Annotated in this window: 16 protein-coding genes and 2 pseudogenes; 13 read left to right on the forward strand and 5 right to left on the reverse strand. The window is 71.8% G+C overall.

From position 1 onward, the window contains the following. The first annotated feature begins 25 nt into the window (after positions 1–25). Together QM779_RS09920 and QM779_RS09925 are read left to right on the forward strand one after the other, a co-directional pair. Positions 26–607 carry a DUF3043 domain-containing protein gene (locus QM779_RS09920; RefSeq protein WP_428534700.1) on the forward strand — a complete coding sequence of 194 codons (582 nt, stop codon included), beginning with the start codon at positions 26–28 and terminating at the stop codon, positions 605–607. Continuing rightward, positions 607–810: a hypothetical protein gene (locus QM779_RS09925; RefSeq protein WP_428534702.1), complete on the forward strand. Its 204-nt coding sequence runs from the start codon at positions 607–609 to the stop codon at positions 808–810. Before QM779_RS09920 ends, QM779_RS09925 begins: the two co-directional genes overlap by 1 nt. A gap of 26 nt (positions 811–836) precedes the next feature. On the opposite strand, the gene QM779_RS09930 is transcribed toward QM779_RS09925, so the two are convergent. Further along, positions 837–1769, reverse strand: a complete 933-nt coding sequence (locus QM779_RS09930) for an aldo/keto reductase (RefSeq protein WP_428534704.1) — start codon at positions 1767–1769, stop codon at positions 837–839. 126 nt (positions 1770–1895) lie between these two features. Further along, a complete protein-coding gene (locus tag QM779_RS09935; RefSeq protein ID WP_428534706.1) occupies positions 1896–2639 on the reverse strand; it encodes an IclR family transcriptional regulator in 744 nt (247 codons plus the stop codon). 78 nt (positions 2640–2717) lie between these two features. On the opposite strand from QM779_RS09935, the pseudogene hutH reads away from it, so the two are divergent. The 5 genes and pseudogenes from hutH to hutI form a co-directional block, all read left to right on the forward strand. Next, positions 2718–4223, forward strand: a pseudogene (gene hutH, locus QM779_RS09940) (histidine ammonia-lyase); the annotation flags it as partial. A 119-nt stretch (positions 4224–4342) separates the two neighbouring features. Further along, positions 4343–5989, forward strand: coding sequence for a urocanate hydratase (hutU, locus tag QM779_RS09945; protein WP_428534708.1), 1647 nt, complete (start codon positions 4343–4345; stop codon positions 5987–5989). A 1-nt stretch (position 5990) separates the two neighbouring features. Further along, positions 5991–7175, forward strand: coding sequence for an allantoate amidohydrolase (locus QM779_RS09950; protein WP_428534710.1), 1185 nt, complete (start codon positions 5991–5993; stop codon positions 7173–7175). 204 nt (positions 7176–7379) lie between these two features. After that, complete coding sequence (locus QM779_RS09955; RefSeq protein WP_428534712.1) at positions 7380–8489, forward strand: formimidoylglutamate deiminase; 1110 nt, start codon at positions 7380–7382, stop codon at positions 8487–8489. Then, positions 8486–9643, forward strand: coding sequence for an imidazolonepropionase (hutI, locus tag QM779_RS09960; RefSeq protein ID WP_428534714.1), 1158 nt, complete (start codon positions 8486–8488; stop codon positions 9641–9643). The genes QM779_RS09955 and hutI overlap by 4 nt, the downstream gene beginning before the upstream one ends. On the opposite strand, the gene QM779_RS09965 is transcribed toward hutI, so the two are convergent. Beyond that, positions 9571–10335 (reverse strand): IclR family transcriptional regulator, encoded by a 765-nt coding sequence (locus QM779_RS09965; protein WP_428534716.1) that lies wholly within the window; start codon positions 10333–10335, stop codon positions 9571–9573. The two genes, hutI and QM779_RS09965, sit on opposite strands and share 73 nt — an antisense overlap. Before the next feature lie 199 nt (positions 10336–10534). Between QM779_RS09965 and QM779_RS09970 the strand changes: the two genes are divergently transcribed. The 6 genes and pseudogenes from QM779_RS09970 to QM779_RS09995 all read left to right on the forward strand — a co-directional run bounded on the left by QM779_RS09970 (position 10535) and on the right by QM779_RS09995 (position 16574). After that, complete coding sequence (locus tag QM779_RS09970) at positions 10535–11074, forward strand: hypothetical protein (RefSeq protein WP_428534718.1); 540 nt, start codon at positions 10535–10537, stop codon at positions 11072–11074. Positions 11075–11086: 12 nt separating this feature from the next. Continuing rightward, positions 11087–11524: a hypothetical protein gene (locus QM779_RS09975; RefSeq protein WP_428534720.1), complete on the forward strand. Its 438-nt coding sequence runs from the start codon at positions 11087–11089 to the stop codon at positions 11522–11524. An 81-nt stretch (positions 11525–11605) separates the two neighbouring features. After that, on the forward strand, positions 11606–13192 hold the full coding sequence (locus QM779_RS09980) for an ABC transporter substrate-binding protein (RefSeq protein WP_428534722.1): 1587 nt from the start codon (positions 11606–11608) through the stop codon (positions 13190–13192). Positions 13193–13219: 27 nt separating this feature from the next. Then, the gene (locus tag QM779_RS09985; protein WP_428534724.1) at positions 13220–14173 is read left to right on the forward strand and encodes an ABC transporter permease; all 954 of its coding nucleotides are present in this window, start codon (positions 13220–13222) and stop codon (positions 14171–14173) included. Continuing rightward, complete coding sequence (locus QM779_RS09990; RefSeq protein WP_428534726.1) at positions 14170–15024, forward strand: ABC transporter permease; 855 nt, start codon at positions 14170–14172, stop codon at positions 15022–15024. Before QM779_RS09985 ends, QM779_RS09990 begins: the two co-directional genes overlap by 4 nt. A gap of 35 nt (positions 15025–15059) precedes the next feature. Further along, a pseudogene (locus QM779_RS09995) lies at positions 15060–16574 on the forward strand (ABC transporter ATP-binding protein). A 218-nt stretch (positions 16575–16792) separates the two neighbouring features. Here the strand turns inward: QM779_RS09995 and gcvT are convergent. Both gcvT and QM779_RS10005 read right to left on the reverse strand, forming a co-directional pair. Then, a complete protein-coding gene (gene gcvT / locus QM779_RS10000) occupies positions 16793–17887 on the reverse strand; it encodes a glycine cleavage system aminomethyltransferase GcvT (RefSeq protein ID WP_428534728.1) in 1095 nt (364 codons plus the stop codon). 34 nt (positions 17888–17921) lie between these two features. Next, entirely contained in the window at positions 17922–19046 is a 1125-nt protein-coding gene (locus QM779_RS10005; RefSeq protein WP_428534730.1) for an iron-containing alcohol dehydrogenase, read from the reverse strand. Positions 19047–19140 lie beyond the last annotated feature (94 nt).

A 19140-nucleotide genomic window follows, 5' to 3' on the forward strand; every position in this document is an offset into this window, starting at 1 on the left:
TACTGGCACCAAGCGAGGATCCGACGTGGGACTGTTCCGCCCCTACGAGCGCGAGGCCGAGGCGAAGACGCCCGAGCCGGAGCCGACTCCGGTCACCATCCCGAACCCGGCGAAGCCGGCGAAGAAGGAGTCCGCGACCCCGTCCCGACGGGACGCCGAAGCCGCCCGCAGGGAGCGGCTCAACCCGACCCTGTCGCCCAAGGAGGTCAAGGCCCGCGAGCGCGCGGCCAGGGCCAGCCAGCGCGACGAGCAGTTCGCCAAGGCCGAGGCGGCGCCGGGCAAGGTGCTGGTGCGCGACTTCGTCGACGCCCACCGCGGCGTCTCCCAGTACGCGATGCCGATCCTGATGATCACGCTGGTCTTCTCGCTGTTCGTCAGCTCGGTGAGCAGCGACCTGGCGTTCCTCGTCACCGGCCTGACCTACGCGATCTTCCTCGTCATCGCCGCCGACATCTTCTTCATGTGGCGCGGGTACAAGCGGCTGCACGCCGAGCGCCTGCCGAACGTCCCGCTGAAGGGACTGCTGGCCTACCTGCTGAACCGGTCGATCAACCTGCGCCGGCTGCGCACCCCCGCGCCGCGCGTGAAGCCGGGCGACAAGATCTGATGGGCTACTACTGGGCCGCCACGCCGGAACCGCCCGAGGACGTCCGGCGCGGGCTCGGCCTGGAGGTCGAGTTCGACGAGCAGGGCGACGCCGAGGCCTGGCTCACCGCCAGCTACGAGGAGCTGTCGGACGCTGGCGTCCACGACGTGTCGCTGTACGAGTCGGACCGCCTCGTCTACGGCCCAATGAGCCTGGAGGCCTGAGCCCCGGGAACCACCGGCGCGGAGCGTCAGGGGACGAGGTAGCCGGCGGCGCGGTACAGCTCGTACCACTCGGCGCGGGTGAGGACGACGTCCGCCCCCGCCGCTGCCGCGGTGACCCGCGCGGGCGTCGTCGTCCCGAGCACGACCTGCATCTGCGCGGGGTGGCGGGTGATCCACGCGGTCGCGATGGCCTCGGGCTGCACCTCGTACTTCGCGGCGAGGCGGTCGATCACCTCGTTCAGCTCTGCGAAGTCCGGGTTGCCGAGGAACACTCCGGTGAAGAAGCCCGCCTGGAACGGCGACCACGCCTGCACGGTGATGTCGTGGAGGCGGCAGTAGTCGAGCACGCCGAGGTCGCGGCTGATCGACTGCTCGAGCCCGGCCATGTTCATCGCGACGCCCTGCGCGATGATCGGCGCGTGCGTGATCGACAGCTGCACCTGGTTGGCCACCAGCGGCTGCCGGACGGAGCGCTTCAGCAGTTCGATCTGCGTCGGGGTGTGGTTGGAGACGCCGAACGCGCGCACCTTGCCGGCGTCGTGCAGTTCGTCGAACGCCCGCGCGACCTCGTCCGGCTCGACGAGCGCGTCGGGACGGTGCAGCAGCAGGATGTCGAGGTAGTCGGTGCCCAGCGCGTCCAGCGAGCCGTGCACGGACTCGACGATGTGCTCGTAGGAGAAGTCGAAGTAGGGGCCGTCGGGCACGATGCCGGCCTTGGTCTGCAGGGTGAGCTCCGCCCGCTCGGACGGACCGAGCTGCAACGCCTCGGCGAACTGCCGCTCGCAGCCGTGCAGCGGCGAGCCGTAGACATCGGCGTGGTCGAAGAAGTTGATTCCGGCCGCCAGGGACGCGTCGTACAGCGCGCGGACCTCCGCGTCCGTCTTGTCCTGGATGCGCATGACGCCGGTGACGACGGCGGGGACGGCGATGTCGGTGCCGTTGAGCAGGAAGGTCTTCACCCAGCGAAGCCTAATCGCGTGGGGTGGGTCGAGTTGCGTGGGGTGGGTCGGAATTGCACGGTCGATGCCCAGGACGGCCAGAATCGGGCCCGGACGGGCATCGACTGCGCAATTCCGAGCAGGGGCTCAACGCAACCTAGCCTCGATGGTCGCGGCGGTCGCCCGGAGCCGCTCGAGCACGACCTCGCGGTCCACCGGGAGCGGCGACTCCCACGTGACGGCGACGGCGGCCTGGTTGGACGCCGAGCGCAGCGGCACGGCCACGGACGCGAACCCCGCCGTCACCTCGGAGTCCTCCTCGGCCCAGCCGCGGCGCCTCGTGGCGGCCAGGATCGCGCGCAGCTCGGCGAGGCTGCGCGGCCCCACGTCCGTGCGCAGCACCAGACTCGCCCGCGACGGGTACAGCGCACGGACCTGGGCCGGGGGCAGTTCCGCCAGGATCGCCCGGCCGCTGGCCGGAAGGTGCGCGGGCAGCCGGACGCCCACGTCGGTGACCAGGCGGGGGCGGCCCGCCGCCCGCTCCTCGACGAGGTAGACGACGTCGCCCCCCTGCAGGACGGCCAGGTGGGCCGACAACCCGAGTCCGTCGACGAGCCGGGCGATGGGCAGACGGGCAAGCCGGGTCAGCGGGGCCTGCCGGGTGTAGCCCTGGCCGACCTCCCACGCCGCCACCCCGACGCCCCAGAGCTGGTCGTCGGGGTAGTGCACGACGAACGACTGCTCGGCCATCGCCCGCAGCAGGTGGTAGGCCGACGAGCGGGGCAGGCCGAGGTCCTGCGCGATGCGCTGCGCGGGCACCGGGGACGTGCGCTGGGAGAGGTAGCGCAGCACCTGCAGTGCCGCGGTGGCAGCGGGGACCGGACGGGTCATGGCAGAAGTCTCGCATCCGAGACACTGAGGGCGTCCACCCTGTTCAGCGGAGGATGCGCCTTCCTCTTCAATGGCTGCATGGTCGAGGTCGAGGTAGGTGGGGGCGCCGTGCGGCGCGAGGACGTGGTGGCCGTGGCCCGCCAGGGCGCCAGGGTGCGACTCTCCCCTGCCGGCGAGGCCGCGATCGACGCCGCGCGCACCCACATCGACGCCCTGGCGAGCGCCGGGGAGGGCGTCTACGGGGTGTCCACCGGCTTCGGCGCGCTGGCCACCCGCAGCATCCCCGCCTCCGAGCGGGCCCGGCTGCAGCGCAGCCTGATCCGCTCCCACGCGGCCGGCAACGGGCCCGCGGTGGAGGACGAGGTCGTGCGCGCGATGATGCTGCTCCGGCTGAAGACGCTGGCCAGCGGGCACACCGGCGTCCGGCTCTCCACAGCGCGCGCGTATGCCGACCTGTTGAACTCCCCGCTCGTCCCCGTCGTCCACGAGTACGGCAGCCTTGGCTGCTCGGGCGACCTCGCCCCGCTCTCGCACTGCGCGCTGGCACTGATCGGTGAGGGCGAGGTGCGTGACCAGGGCACCGTCCGGCCGTCGGCCGACGCGCTGCCCGCGCACGGCCTGGCGCCGGTCGAGCTGGCCGAGAAGGAGGGGCTGGCGCTGATCAACGGCACCGACGGCATGCTCGGCATGCTGGTGCTGGCGCTGGCCGACCTGGCTGTGCTGCTGGACGTGGCCGACCTGGCTGCCGCGCTGAGCGTCGAGGGCCAGCTGGGTACCGACCGCACGTTCGCCGCCGACCTGATGGCGCTGCGTCCGCAGGTCGGGCAGGCCGTCTCCGCGGCGAACCTGCGCCGGTTCCTCGCCGGCTCGCCGATCGTGGCCAGCCACCGGGTGGGCGACGGGGTGGTGCAGGACGCGTACTCGCTGCGCTGCACGCCGCAGGTGCACGGCGCGCTGCGGGACGCGGTGGACTACGCGGGCCTGGTCGCCGAGCGCGAGCTGGCGTCCGCGATCGACAACCCGTCGGTGCTCGAGGACGGGCGGGTCGAGTCGCACGGCAACTTCCACGGAGCCCCGCTCGCGCACGTCCTCGACTTCCTGGCGATCGGGGTGGCGGACGTCGCCGGCATCAGCGAGCGGCGCACCGACCGCTTCCTCGACCTGTCCCGCAACCGTGGGCTGCCGCCGTTCCTCGCCGACGACCCGGGCATCGACTCCGGCCTGATGATCGCCCAGTACACGCAGGCGGGCATCGTCTCGACGCTGAAGCGGCTCGCCGTCCCCGCGAGCGTCGACTCGATCCCTTCCAGCGCGCTCCAGGAGGACCACGTCTCGATGGGGTGGGCCGCGGCCCGCAAGCTGCGCACGGCCATCGACGGCCTCGCCCGCGTCCTGGCGATCGAGGTGCTGACCGCCGCGCGTGGCGTCGAGTTGCGGGCGCCGCTGCGTCCGGGCCCCGCGACGGGAGCTGCGATCGCCGCGCTGCGCGAGGTCGTGGCCGGCCCGGGTCCCGACCGCTTCCTCGCCCCCGACATCGAGGCCGCGTACCGGCTGGTGATGGACGGGACGCTCGTGGCGGCGGCCCTTCGTGACGCGTCCGGGCTCGTTCCTCACCCGGACGCTCCTCAGGGACCGTTGAGCAGCACCGACCCCGTCATCCCGGACTCGATCCGGGATCTCCCGTCCAGCCCGAAGGAGAACGCATGAACCACGAACCAGTCGGCGCACCCCGCGGCACCACGCTGTCGGCGAAGTCCTGGCAGACGGAGGCGCCGCTGCGGATGCTGATGAACAACCTCGATCCCGAGGTCGCGGAGCGTCCGGACGACCTGGTCGTGTACGGCGGCACCGGACGCGCGGCCCGCTCCTGGGAGGCGTACGAGGCGATCGTCGCGACGCTGCGCGACCTCGAGGCCGACGAGACACTGCTCGTGCAGTCGGGCAAGCCGGTCGGGGTGTTCCGGACGCACGAGTGGGCGCCGCGGGTGCTGATCGCCAACTCCAACCTCGTCGGCGACTGGGCGACGTGGCCGGAGTTCCGCAGGCTCGAGGCCAAGGGCCTGATCATGTACGGCCAGATGACCGCGGGCTCGTGGATCTACATCGGCACCCAGGGCATCCTGCAGGGCACCTTCGAGACCTTCGGCGCGGTCGCCCGCAAGCGCTTCGGCGGCACGCTGGCCGGCACCCTCACGCTCACCGCCGGGTGCGGCGGCATGGGTGGCGCGCAGCCCCTCGCTGTGACCCTGAACGAGGGCGCGGTGCTGATCGTGGACGTGGACGAGTCCCGGCTGGCCCGCCGGGTCGAGCACGGCTACCTCGACGAGTACACCACCGACTACGCCGACGCCGTGGCCCGGGTGCTGGCGGCGAAGGCCGAGCGGCGTCCGCTGTCGGTCGGGCTCGTCGGCAACGCCGCAGAGGTGTTCCCGCGGCTGCTCGCCGAGGGCGTGGCCGTCGACGTCGTCACCGACCAGACGTCGGCCCACGACCCGCTGTCGTACCTGCCCGTCGGGGTGTCGGTGGACGAGTGGCACGCGCTGGCCGCGTCCGACCCGGAGGGGTTCACCGTCCGCGCCAGGGAGTCGATGGCCCGGCACGTCGAGGCGATGGTCGGCTTCCTGGACGCCGGCGCGGAGGTCTTCGACTACGGCAACTCGCTGCGCGCGGAGGCCGAGCTGGGCGGCTACGACCGGGCGTTCGCGTTCCCCGGGTTCGTGCCCGCGTACATCCGTCCCCTCTTCTGCGAGGGCAAGGGCCCGTTCCGCTGGGCCGCGCTGTCCGGCGACCCCGCCGATATCGCCGCGACCGACCGGGCGATCCTCGAGCTCTTCCCGCAGGACGAGCACCTGCGCCGCTGGATCACCGCCGCCGCCGAGAAGGTGCACTTCGAGGGCCTGCCGGCCCGGATCTGCTGGCTGGGCTACGGCGAACGCCACCTGGCCGGGCTCAAGTTCAACGAGCTCGTCGCGTCCGGGGCGGTGTCCGCACCGATCGTGATCGGCCGCGACCACCTCGACTCGGGCTCGGTCGCCTCCCCCTACCGCGAGACCGAGGCGATGGCGGACGGGTCGGACGCGATCGCGGACTGGCCGCTGCTGAACGCCCTGCTCAACACCGCGTCGGGAGCGACCTGGGTGTCGCTGCACCACGGCGGCGGCGTCGGCATCGGCCGCTCGATCCACGCCGGCCAGGTGATCGTGGCCGACGGGACGGAGCTCGCCGCGGAGAAGATCTCGCGCGTGTTGCTGAACGACCCGGGCACCGGCGTGATGCGCCACGTGGACGCCGGCTACGAGCGGGCCCGCGACGTCGCGCGCGACCGTGGCGTCCGGATCCCGATGCTCTGACATGGGCGCCAACGAGTTGCTGGCCGAGCTGGCCGCCGTCGGACGCAACCCCGGTGGCGGCTACACCCGCCTGGCCTGGGACGGGGCGACCATGACCCTGCGGGAGTGGTTCGTCGGCGCCGCGGCCGGCCTCGGCCTGGAGGTCAGCGAGGACGGCAACGGCAACCAGGTCGCGTGGTGGGGCGCGGGGCTGCCGGGGAACCGAGCGCTCCTGCTCGGCTCGCACCTGGACTCGGTGCCGGACGGCGGTCCGCTGGACGGCCCGCTCGGCGTGGCCTCGGCGCTCGCTGCGCTCGCCGAACTGAAGGCGTCGGGCTGGGCGCCGTCGCGTCCGATCGCCGTGGCGAACTTCAGCGACGAGGAGGGGGGCCGCTTCGGCGTCGCCTGCCTCGGCTCCCGGCTGGCCACCGGGGCGATCACTCCCGACGCCGCGCTCTCGCTGCGCGACGACGACGGAACGTCGCTGGGCGAGGTGATGGCCGCGCGGGGGCGCGATCCGCGCGCCGCGGGAGTCGCGTCCTGGCTGGACGACGTCGAGTACTACGTCGAACTACACGTCGAACAGGGTCGCTGGCTGGCCCCGAACGATGCGGCCGTCGGCGTTGCGTCCGCGATCTGGCCGCACGGCCGCTACCGCTTCGACTTCTGCGGCCAGGGCAACCACGCCGGCGCGACGGCGATGGCCGACCGCCATGATCCGATGCTGGCGTACGCCGCCACCGTCCTCGCCGCCCGCGAGCTGGCGACGGGTGCACGGGCCACGTTCGGACGCGTCCGGGTGGGCCCCGGCAGCACCAACTCGATCCCGTCCCGCGTCACCGCCTGGCTGGACGCGCGCGCGGACGCCGAACCGGCGCTGGAGGCGCTGGTGGCCGGGATCACCGCACGCGCCCAATGGGCGGCGGCCGAGGACGGCACCACCGTGACCGTCAAGGCGGAGTCGACCACGGGCGCCGTCGAGTTCGACCATGCGCTGCGGCACCGCATCGCCGGCCTGCTGGACGCGCCCGTCCTGCCGACAGGCGCCGGCCACGACGCCGGCATCCTCGCTGCGAAGCTGCCCACGGCGATGCTGTTCGTCCGCAACCCGACCGGCGTCTCGCACGCCCCCGAGGAGTCGGCCGAGCCAGCCGACATCGACGCGGGCGTCGCCGCCCTGACCGACGTGATCCGGGAGCTCGGATGACCACCTCCGCGATCTTCCCGGAGATCCCGGCCTTCGCCGGGATGACAGGACGGGGGGTCCGTCAGATCCCGTCGCCGGCGACCGCCCCCATCCCCGTCATCCCGGGCTTGACCCGGGATCTCCCATCCACGGACGCGACCCCGGCCGCCCCCATCCCCGTCATCCCGGGCTTGACCCGGGATCTCGCCACGCAGGGAGGCGACGATGCCCGCGGGTGACCAGGCGCGAACCGTCCCCGCCTTCGCCAACTGCCACTCGCACGCCTTCCACCGGGCGCTGCGCGCGCGGACGGTCGGCGGCGGCGACTTCTGGGGGTGGCGCGACCGGATGTACGCGGTCGCCGGCGCGCTCGACCCGGAGCTGTACCACCGGCTGGCCCGCGCCACCTTCGCCGAGATGCGGCTGGCCGGGTTCGCCAGCGTCGGCGAGTTCCACTACCTGCACGCGCCCGGCATGGCCGAGGCGGTCGTCGAGGCAGCCCGGGCCGTCGGCCTGCGGATCTGTCTGCTCAGCACGCTGTACGAGCGGGCGGGCTTCACCGGCGAGCCGCTGCACCCCGTCCAGCAGGGCTTCGTGCTCCCGCTGGAGACCTGGCAGCGGCGGGTGGACGAACTCGCCGCCACCTACGCCGCCGACCCTGGCGTGGTGGTCGGGACCGCGATCCACTCCGTCCGCGCCGTCGACCCCGCGCACCTCGCAGAGGCCGCGGCCACGCGCCAGGACGCACCCCTGCACGTCCACGTCTCCGAGCAGCCGGCGGAGAACGAGGCCTGCCTGGCAGCGACCGGACGCACGCCGGTCCAGCTGCTCGCCGATGCCGGGGTGTGGTCGCCGCACACGACCGCCGTCCACGCCACCCACCTGACCGACGCCGACGTCGCGGTCCTGGGCGAGTCCGGGGCGTTCGCGTGCTTCTGCCCGACCACCGAGGCCGAACTCGCCGACGGCATCGGTCCGTCGGTCGCGCTGCGTGGGGCCGGCGTCCGGATCACGCTCGGCTCGGACTCGAACACCGTGATCGACCCGTTCGCCGAGGCCCGCGGGCTGGCCATGCACGAGCGCCTGGCCACCGGTCGCCGCGACGGCTGGGACGCCGCGCAGCTGTGGGCGGCCGCGACCGCGGACGGGCACGCGTCCCTCGGGTTCGCGGTCGGGGACGTGGTCGGGCTGCGCGACTCGGTGCAGACTGCGGGCATGAGCGAACCGCTGTGGGCGGCCACGGCCGCCGACGTGGTGCCGCCGGCCGATCTCGACCCGGACGAGGTCGCCGCGGACCTGGCGTCCGTCATCGACGAGGTCTGGAGCCGGGTGTGAGCACGGCGATCACCCACATCGGTGAGCTGGTCACGTGGGAGCAGGACCGTCCCGTCCGTCACGACGCAGGGATGGTGGTCGAGGACGGACGCGTGGCCTGGCTCGGCGCGTCCGCCGACACCCCGGCGGCCGATGACGTGATCGATGTCGACGGACGGGCCGTGATCCCCGGGTTCGTCGACTCCCACACGCACCTGGTGTTCGCCGGGGACCGCGCGGAGGAGTTCGCCGCGCGGATGGCGGGGCAGCGCTACGAGGCCGGCGGCATCCGCACGACGGTCGCGGCAACGCGCGCGGCGACGGAGGCCGAGCTCGACCAGCTGGCGCGCCACCGGCTGGCCGAACTGCGGGCCCAGGGCACGACCACGGTGGAGATCAAGAGCGGCTACGGGCTGGACGCCGCCACGGAGGAGCGGCTGCTGCGGGTCGCGTCCGGCCTCACCGCGGAGACGACCTACCTCGGCGCGCACGTGGTGCCGCAGGGGTGGGACGCCGACGACTACGTGGCGCTGGTCACCGGCGAGATGCTGGAGCGCTGCGCGCCGCTGGCGAAGTGGGTGGACGTGTTCTGCGAGACGGGTGCCTTCGACGCCGACCGCGCGCGGACGGTGCTGGAGGCCGGGATCGCCGCCGGGCTGCAGGCCCGCGTCCACGCCAACCAGCTGGGGTTCGGACCGGGCGTCCAGCTCGCGTGCGAGGTGGGCGCGGCCGCGGCCGACCACTGCACGTACCTGACCGACGCGGACGTGACCTCGCTGGCGGACGCCGGCGTCGTCGCCGGCCTGCTACCCGGGGTGGAGTTCTCGACCAGGCACCCCTACCCCGACGCCCGGCGGCTGCTGGATGCCGGGGTGACGATCTCGATCGCCACCGACTGCAACCCCGGCACGAGCTACACCTCGTCGATGCCGTTCTGCATCGCGCTGGCCGTGCGCGAGATGGGCCTCACACCGACCGAGGCGCTGCACGCGGCGACCGCGGGCGGAGCGGCGTCCCTGCGCAGGACCGACGTGGGCCACCTCGGCCTCGGCGCGCGCGCCGACCTGGCGCTGCTCGACGCCCCCAGCCACCTGCACCTGGCCTACCGCCCGGGCGTCCCGCTGGTCACGCGGGTGGTGACGTCCTCCGGAGCCCCGAGGCTCGCGGACAGCTGAGTTCCGTGCCCGGCGAGCGCCTCGCCGAACCTCTCGAGGTCGGCGAGGCTGGTCCGATAGCGCGGCGCGCTCACGCTCAGCGCGCCCACCACCACGCCGCGATGGTCACGGACCGGAACGGCCACCGCGTCGACCTCGTTCTCGTCGCGACTGGAGACCGCGTACCCGCCGGCGCCGACCAGCCCGTCCATGGCCATGCCGAGCGCGGTGCCGCGCCGCGGGATCGTCCGACCCACCCAGCCGATCGCCTGGACGAGCTGCCCGGGTGCCATGACCTGCCGGAGGTAGAGCACCTCGTCCGGACCGAGGGGGATCCCGAGCGACGCGACCTCCCGCGTCAGGGCGGCGAGCGCCTCGAGGTGGGACTGGCTGAGGTCGTACAGCGGGTCGTCACGAAGCGCGGCTGCGGCGACCTGCTTCAGCCGGATTCCGGTCCGGTAGGTGCCGTCCTCCTCCCGTCCCACCAGACCGTGGCGGGCCAGCGTGTCCAGCAGGCGGGAGGCGGTGCTCGGTGACAGTGCGACCGAACGAGCGAGCCCGCTGAGCGTGCTGGCCCCATCGGCGGCCAGCACGGCATCGAGCAGGCTGAGGGCACGGTCGACGGTCCGGGTGGATCCGGCCTCCGCCGCGGGATTGGTCGCTGGTCGACCGACCCGGCGATGGGTAGGCGTGGGGGGTGGGTTCTGGCTCATTGACTGACCTCCATGTCTTCTAGCCACACTGTATTTTCCAGCCAGTGGCACCGTGTTTCATCCGTGTTACCACGGAGTGAAAGCTAATCACACGTACTGAAAAATCGGTGGATTCCGTCCTATCGTCGTGATGCGGGCACGACACCGCAGATCCGCCCGGCCACTCCGGTCGGGCAGCGAGCAGAAAGGCACGGAACCCGTGGTTGCACAAGCTGAGATCCGCCGCGAGGTCGGCACGGTCGCGGAAGTGATCGCGCAGATCGACGAGGCCCGTGACGCGATCTGGGAGACACCGCCGCAGGAGGTGCTCGACCTGTGCTCGGGCGTCGTCCCGCGAGGCACCGGCGCGAAGAACAACTACCTCTCGACCATGATCTTCGCCGAGAACGAGTTGCGCACGCTCACCGACGAGATCCTCTGGTTCGCGTGGGTGACCGCGACGAGACGCCCCGAGTCCGACCTCGCCACGCTCGTGGCCTACATGGACGAGATGGGGCAGTACAAGGCGAACATGAATGACTACGTCGGTCTCCCCGAGGCCGGCGAGGTGATGAAGCTCTACGTCGGTGGCATCCGTAAGGCCGCCGACCTGCGGGAGTTCGCCGATCTCACCGAGTCGGTGATGACCTACATGAACCGCGTCCACGGATGGGTGGATATCGGTTTCCCCTGGGGCCTGGTCAACGGCTTCAAGCGCGTCAATCCCCTGCGTCGGATCGCCGACGCCCAGCAGGCCTGAGGAGGCACGTCCATGCGGATCAACTTCAACCTCGGCGGCGAGGACGTGGCGGTCATCGAGATCTGGGAGGACAAGGTCCCTCAACTCGCCGCCAAGATTGCGGACGCCCTGCCTTTCGCGACCTATCTGCAGCACGGGAAACTCACCGGCGACCTGCTGCTGATGCAGACCAAGATCCTCGCCGACTGGGAGAACATCTTCTATCCCGAGGACCTCGCCGCCGAAGTGGCGGCCAAGGGAACCGAGATCCGCGGCGCGGTCTCCTACTACGGACCCCGCCAGCAGATCTCCATCATGTACGGCAACGACATCCCGCCCGAGCCCCTCCCGGTCTCCGCCATCGGCTGGGTGGTGGAGGGCGCCGACAAGCTCGACGAGATCGGCACCCGCGCCTGGCTGGAGCCCGGCACCAGGATCTGGCTCTCCCTGGCCGAACCCACGCCTTCCTGAGCCGCCGAAAGGTGGCCTGCGCCCCTCCCCGGCCACCTCCGCTTCCCCCGAGTCCACATCAGAACCTGAAAAGAGATGACCATGGGACATGCACCACTAGCCCGGGGTGGGAACGCAGGCAGCGCCCCCGCCCGACGACGGCCGAGGCTCCTCGGCCGATTCCTCGCCCTGGCCGCAGCCGCTTCGCTGCTGGCCGCCTGCTCCGCCGAACCGACCACGACCGGGTCCGCGTCCGCCAGCGCCGAGCCCACCGCCCTCCGCATCGGGGTGGTCTCACTCAGCGACTCCGACGCCCTCGACCCCGCCAAGGCCACCACCACCGGCGGCTACATCCTCTCCCGCCAGCTGTTCGACACCCTCACCGAGTACGGCACGGACGGAGCCTGGAAGCCCGAACTCGCCGCGTCGGTGACGCCGGGGGACACCGCGAAGACGTGGACGGTTGTGCTCAACGATGCGAAGTGGTCCGACGGCCGGACGGTGTCCGCCGATGACGTGGTGGCCACCGTCAAGCGGTGGTTCAGCAAGAAGCTGCCTCCGTCCGGTTCGCTGCCGTTCATCGACCCCGACAAAGTGGTGGCCACCGACGCCAAGACCGTCACCTTCACCCTGAAGTACCCAACCGTCACGTTCCCTGAGGCATTCGCCAGCCCCACGATGGCGATCGTGCCGTCCGACTTCGACCCCACCAAGCCGGTCGGATCCGGACCGTTTGTGCTCGCCAGCAATGACCCCGGCGTCCAGGTCACTTTCACGGCGAACCCTGACTACTTCGCCGGCAAGGCGGGCGTCGAACAGTTGGAGGTGAAGAGCTTCCCCGACTCCGCCTCAGCGGCGTCCGCCCTCACCGCCGACCAGATCGACGTCGACGCCAGCCTCGACCCGTCCCTCGTCGACACGGTGAAGGGTGTGGACGGCTACCAGGTGTTCGACTACTCCACCAGCGGCTCCCTGACCTGGGTGATGAACACCAAGAAGAAGCCGTTCGACGATCCGGTCGTGCGTCAGGCGCTGCGGCTCTCCGTCGACCGGCAGCAGCTGATCGACCAAGTCTACAACGGCTACGGCAAGCTCGGGAACGACATCTTCAACCCGTTCGACCCGATGTACAACGCGAGCCTGCCGCAGCGCACGTACGACCCGGACGCGGCCAAAAAGCTGCTCACGGACGCCGGCTACACCCTGCCCGTGAAGGTCGAACTGGTCGGGACCAACAACCAGCCCACCAGCGAACGACAGAACGAGGCACTCGTGGAGCAGGCCAAGGCGGCGGGCTTCGACATCGAGTACAAGTTCGTCGACAGCGCGACCTTCTACGGCGACGCCTACGGCACCTACCCGCTGTCCCTCAGCTACTGGGGCTTCCTGGGGATCTTCGACCAGGCGGCGTTCACCGTCACGAAGACCGCCCCGTACAACTCCTCACACTGGACCAACCCGGAGTTCGACAAGCTCTTTGACGAGGCCGTCCAGACGGTCGACGACACGAAGCGCAAGGAGCTGGTGGCCCGGATGCAGACCATCGAGTACGACAGCGGCGCCTACATCGTGCCCCTGTTCATGAGCACGGTGGTCGGCATGTCGGCGAAGGTGACCGGGGCGCAGGCCTACCCGAACTCGGACGGGGCCTTCGGGTACAACTTCCGGATCCTCTCGCTCCAGGGCTGACCCGGAACGATGCTGGACTCCCGAACGGTGAGCACCCGTCTGGTGACCAGGCGGGTGCTCACCGGTGTCGCCATGCTGGTGACGGTCTCCGTCATCGTCTTCGCGGCCACCCAGGCGCTGCCCGGCGACATCGCCCGGACGATCCTCGGCCAAGGGGCGACGCCAGAGCAGTTGGCGCGGCTGCGGGCCGAACTCGGTCTCGACGCTCCCGTGTGGCAGCAGTACCTTCACTGGGTGTCCGGGTTGCTCAGCGGCAACCTGGGCACGTCCCTCGCCTCCGGAACACCGGTCGCAGAGCTGCTGCGGGTGCGGGTGGTGAACTCGGCGACCGTGGTGCTGGTCGCCCTGGCTATCACTCTGCCGCTGGGCCTGCTGCTGGGCCTCCTGGCCGCCCGCCGGGCGGGGAGCGCCCTGGACGTCGGCATCTCCGGTGTCGTCCAGGTGATCCTCTCGCTGCCGGAGTTCGTCGTCGGCATCCTCCTCGTGGTCCTGTTCGGTGGCGGGCTGTTCCGCCTGCTGCCGCCGACATCCCCGCTCGACCCGCGCCACCTGGCGTGGACGCAGCCACGACTGCTGGTGCTCCCGATCGCCACCATGGTGCTGATCGCGCTGCCCCACCTCACCGAGGCGACCAAGACCCTCCTGCGCGAGGAACTCGCCAGCGACTACGTGCGGTGGGCGCGCCTGAGCGGCCTGGGCGACGCGAGGCTGCTGACCAGGTACGCCCTGCCCAACACCTGGGGACCCGTCGCCCAGGTAGCCGGCGTCACCGTGAACTACCTGCTCGGCGGTGTGGTCGCTGTGGAGACCGTCTTCGCCTTCCCGGGGATCGGCTCGGAACTCGTCAGCGCGGTCGGGTCCCGCGACATCGTGGTGGTGCAGGTGATCGCGATGGGCATCGCGACCGTCCTGCTGGCCACCTTCCTGCTGGCGGACATCGTCGGGCTCCTGTCCAACCCCCGGCTGAGGAGGTCGACATGACGGTGATTCATGCCCGGCACTCCCGGGCGTCCACCTCGGTGTGGCACCACCTGCGGCGCGACCCGCGGTTCTGGGCCGGCGGCGTCGTGGTCGCACTGGTGGCAGGGCTCGCGCTCCTCGGGCCGTTCGTCGCCCCTCACGACCCCGCGCAGTTCGTCGGCCGCCTCTACAGCCGGCCGGGTGCCGGCCAATGGCTGGGGACCGACGTGCTCGGCAGGGATGTGCTCAGCCGACTGCTGGTGGGCGGCAGGGTGTTCCTGCTGCAGGGGCTGGCAGCGGCGACCCTCGGTGTCGTCGCCGGCGTCCTGCTGGGGATCCTGCTGGGAGTCGCGCAGACCCGGTTGGCGGCCGTCCTGCTGTTCTGCAACGACTCGGTGATGGTGATCCCCCAGATCCTCCTGGTGCTCCTGGTCCTGGCCGCCTTCGGCAGTGCCCCGTTGACACTCACGATCGCGGTTGCCCTCGCCCAGGTCGCGTACACCGCACGGGTGATCTACGCCGCGACCGGACGCGTCGTCACCGAGGACTACTACCGGGCGGCTCGCGCGGTCGGAATGGGGACCGGCGCGCTGGTCATCCGCGAGGTGTTGCCCAACGTCGCGCCCTCCGTGCTGGTGGAGTACGGCGTCCGACTGTCGATCAGCTTCGTCGCGCTGGCCTCGCTGAGCTACCTCGGCTTCGGCAGCGGCGACGTGGATTGGGGAGCCATGATCCACGAGAACCAGGGCGGGATCGCCCTCCAGCCGTGGGCGGTGGTCGCGCCGGTCGCGGTCCTGGCCGCCTTCCTGCTGGGCATGAACGTCATCCGCGACGCCGTGGCCCGCGCCCTCGCCGCGAGGTCGGCCCGGTGACCACCGTCGCGCGCGTGGCCGACCTCGGGATCGGGGTGGGCACGAAGGGGGCGCTGATCCTGTCCGGGCTCGACCTCGAACTCGTCCCGGGCGAGATCGTGGGCGTCGCCGGCGAGACCGGGAGCGGCAAGTCCACCCTTGGCCTCGCGCTGCTGGGGCACCTCGGCCCCGGTCTGCGCCGACGGGCCGGCAGCGTCGAAGTGGTGGAGACCGAGGTCGTCGGCGAGCACCCCGTTTCGGCAGGGACCCTGCGCAGCCTGCGCGGGCGCCGCGTGGCCTACGTCCCCCAGGACCCCTCGGGCGCCCTCGCACCGCACCTGAGGATCGGGGACGCCTTCGCGGAGCTCCACCGCGCCCACGCAATGGTGTTCGAGCCCGCGCGGCGGGCGGAACTCTTCGCCCGGGTGGGGCTTCCCATCGGGGAGGCGTTCGCCCGGCGCTTCCCGCACGAGCTCAGCGGGGGGCAGCAGCAGCGGGTCGCGATCGCGCTCGCCTTCTGCCTGGATCCCTCGCTGGTGGTGATGGACGAACCGACCACCGGTCTCGACGTCACCACGAAACTCCTGATCGCCGACCTCGCCCGCGACCTCGCAGCGGTGCACCGGGCCGCGGTGGTGTTCATCAGCCATGACCTGCCGCTGTTGTTCCGGGTCGCTGGGCGACTCGTGATCATGCACGAAGGGGAAGTGGTCGAGACCGGGACCGTCGAAGACATCCTCGCCCACGCCGCACACCCCTACACGCAGCGACTGTTGGACGCGTGGCGCCTCGGTGGCAGCCCTGCTCCCGCCTCCCACGAGCGCCAGGTGCTCGCGGTACGCGGGCTGACCGCCCGCTACGGCTCGGTGGAGGTCACCCACGACCTCGACCTCAGCCTCGGCGTCGGCGAGTGCGTGGCCGTGGTGGGAGAGTCGGGGAGCGGCAAGACGACCACGGCCCGGGCGATCTGCGGACTGCACCCCGACTACGACGGGCGCGTCCTGCTGCACGGCGAGCCACTGGCCGGCGACATCGCTCGCCGCGACCGCGCGCAACGTCGGGCCGTGCAGTAAGTGTTCCAGAACCCGTGGGGGTCGCTGAACCCGCGGCGCCGGGTCGGCGCGTCGGTGGCGATCGCCGCCCAGTACCTCCGCGGCCTCAGCCGGAGGGACGCTGGCGTCCTCGCCGTGCGATTGCTGGAGGACGTCGGGCTTCGGGCGGATCACGCGGACGCCATGCCGCAGCACCTCAGCGGGGGCCAGCGACAGCGGGCCGCGCTCGCCCGCGCGCTGGCCGCGGACCCCGAGGTGCTGGTCTGCGACGAGGTGACCAGCTCGCTGGACGCGTCCGTCCAAGCCGACATCGTGGCGCTGCTCAAGCACATCCAGGCGCAACGGGGACTGGGAATGGTGTTCATCACGCACGACCTTGCACTCGCGGCAGCGATCGCGCATCGCGTCGTCGTGCTGAGGGAGGGCATCGTGGTCGAGAGCGGCCCCGCCCGAGACGTCCTGACCCGACCGTCCCACGAGTACACCGCGGAGTTGGTGCGGGCAGCCAGTCTCGGGTGAGGCGAGGTCCGCCACGGCACGAAAGCGGCACGCCAGGAACCGTCCCCATCGTGCCGCGACGGGTTGGCGCGAAACCGGGGACGGTTCTTTTTCCGCGCCACGAGGACGGCACGAAAGAACCGTCCCCGCGTGCCCGGCACGAAAGAACCGTCCCCGCGAACCCGGCACGGGGGACGGTTCCTTCGGAACCGGCACGAGGGGACGGTTCCTGGCGTGCCTCAGGCCTCGCGGACGCCGGGCTCCACGAACGGGGGCTTGACCACCTCGAAGGGCTCGCGCCGGTCACGGACGACCACGTCCACGACGTCGCCGAGCTTGACCGACCGGTCGAGCAGGGCGAGCGCGATGCCGGTGGAAAGGGTCGGGGAGAACGTGCCGGACGTCACCTCGCCGACCGGCTCGCCCGCCGCCTCCACCCGCATGTGCGGACGCGGGATGCCGCGTCCGACCGCCTTCAGGCCGCGCAGCAACGGGCCGGACTTTTCCTCCCGCTGGGCGCGGAGCGCGTCCGCACCCCAGAACTCGGGCTTGTCCCAGCCCACCGCCCAGTTGATGTTGGCCATCACCGGCGAGATCTCCGGGCTCAGGTCGTGGCCGTGCAGCGGGTAGCCCATCTCTGTGCGCAGCGTGTCCCTGGCCCCGAGGCCGCACGGGAGGATGTCGTACTCCGCCCCCGCCGCCAGCACCGCGTCCCAGACCAGGCCGGCCGTCGCCGCGGGGACGATCAACTCGTACCCGCGCTCGCCGGTGTAGCCGGTGCGGCACACGATCAGTTCTGTGCCCGCGTACGTGGCGGTCACGAACGTGAGGTAGTCGTGGCCGGTCGGCAGTTCGAGGGCGTCCAGCACCTCGTCCGAGCTGGTGCCCTGGACCGCGATCACCGCGTACTCGGTGTGCTCGTTGGCGACCGTGATCCCCTCCGGCGCCGCGGCGGAGAGCAGGCCGAACACCGTCTCGTTGTTGGCGGCGTTGGGGACGAGGAACACCTCCTCGGGCGAGATCAGGTACGTGAAGATGTCGTCCACCGCGCCGCCCGTGGAGTTGCAGCACAGCGTGTACTGCGCCTGCCCGGGAGCGATCCGGCCCAGGTCGTTGGTGAGACAGCGGTTCACGAAGTCGGACGCGCCCTCCCCCGCCACCCGCAGCTTGCCGAGGTGGCTCACGTCGAACACGCCCACCGCCGTGCGCACCGCCCGGTGCTCGGCGACGACACCGGAGTACTGCAGCGGCATCAGCCAGCCCCCGAACTCGGAGAACTTGGCGCCGAGGGCGACGTGGCGGTCGTGCAGCGGCGAGTGGAGCGGTTCGGTCATCGGCGGGCCTTTCGTTGTACCGAGCAGCCTAGGGCTACAGCGAGCGGCGGAGGATTTCGGCGAAGTCCTCGGGCGTCACCGGGACGGGGTTGCCCTTCGTGCTGGACGCGTTCGCCGCGGCCTCCGCGACCGGCCCGATCCCGTCCTCGCCCAGGCCCAGGGCGGCCAGGCCCTCGACGCCCAGCTCGGCGGTGGTCTCGTTCCACCAGTCCAGCAGCGCGTCGGTGGTGCGGTTGCCGGTGAGCAGTTCGCCCACCTCCGCGTAGCGGCGACGGACCTCGTCGGACCCGTGCGCGATGTTGAACTCGCACACGGCCACCATCACCGAGGCCGTGATCGCGCCGTGCGGTGCCCCGATCGCCCCGCCGAGCGGGCCGGCGATGCCGTGCGCAGCACCCAACTTGCCGTTGGCCAGTGCGAGCCCCGACAGCAGCGAGCACAGGCTGACGTCGCTCCGCGCGTCGAGGTCGGAGCCGTCGGCGTACGCGCGCCGCAGCCCTGATCCGGCCCGCCGGACGCCCTCGCGGCAGAAGCCGTCGACCAGCGGGCTCGCGAACGGCGACACGAACGGCTCGATGCACTGCACGAGCGCGTCCAGGCCGGCGTGCGCGGTCACGGACGGCGGGCAGGCGAGCGTCAACTCGGGGTCGACGATCGCGAGCCTGGCCAGCATGGACGGCGAGCGCAGGCTCACCTTGACCCTGTGCTCCGTGGACGTGACCACGCCGTTCGCCGTCACCTCCGACCCCGTCCCCGACGTGGTGGGCACCGCGACGAACGGCAGGCAGGGAACGGACAGCGGACGGCCCTCGCCGACCACCTCGGCGTAGTCCATCGGGTCGCCGCCGTTGGTGACGAGAGCGGCGACGATCTTCGCCGCGTCCAGCACCGCTCCCCCGCCGAGGCCGATGACGACGTCGGCGCCGTGGTCGCGGGCGGCCTGCGCACCCGCGCGCACGACGTCCATCGTCGGCTCGCCGGCGACGGCGAAGGTGGCGGCGTCCGGAAGGGTCGCCAGCAGGTCCGCGTGCCGGGTCGGGTCGGAGCCCGTGCACACGAGCGGACGCGAGCCCAGCGCGGCAACGGCGGCCGCGAGTTCGGAGCGGCGTCCGACCCCGAACGAGATCCGGCCGGCGGTGGCGAAGGTGAAGTCGGTCACAGCGGAAGTCTGCACCACACTCCGTGCGGGGGTCGTCGTGCGGGTGACGCCCACCCTGTCGAGCCGATCGGCCCTGACGAGCCACCCGCACCGG

The sequence above is a fragment of the Propionicimonas sp. genome, from assembly GCF_049840635.1.
In the GTDB taxonomy this organism is placed as follows: domain Bacteria; phylum Actinomycetota; class Actinomycetes; order Propionibacteriales; family Propionibacteriaceae; genus Propionicimonas.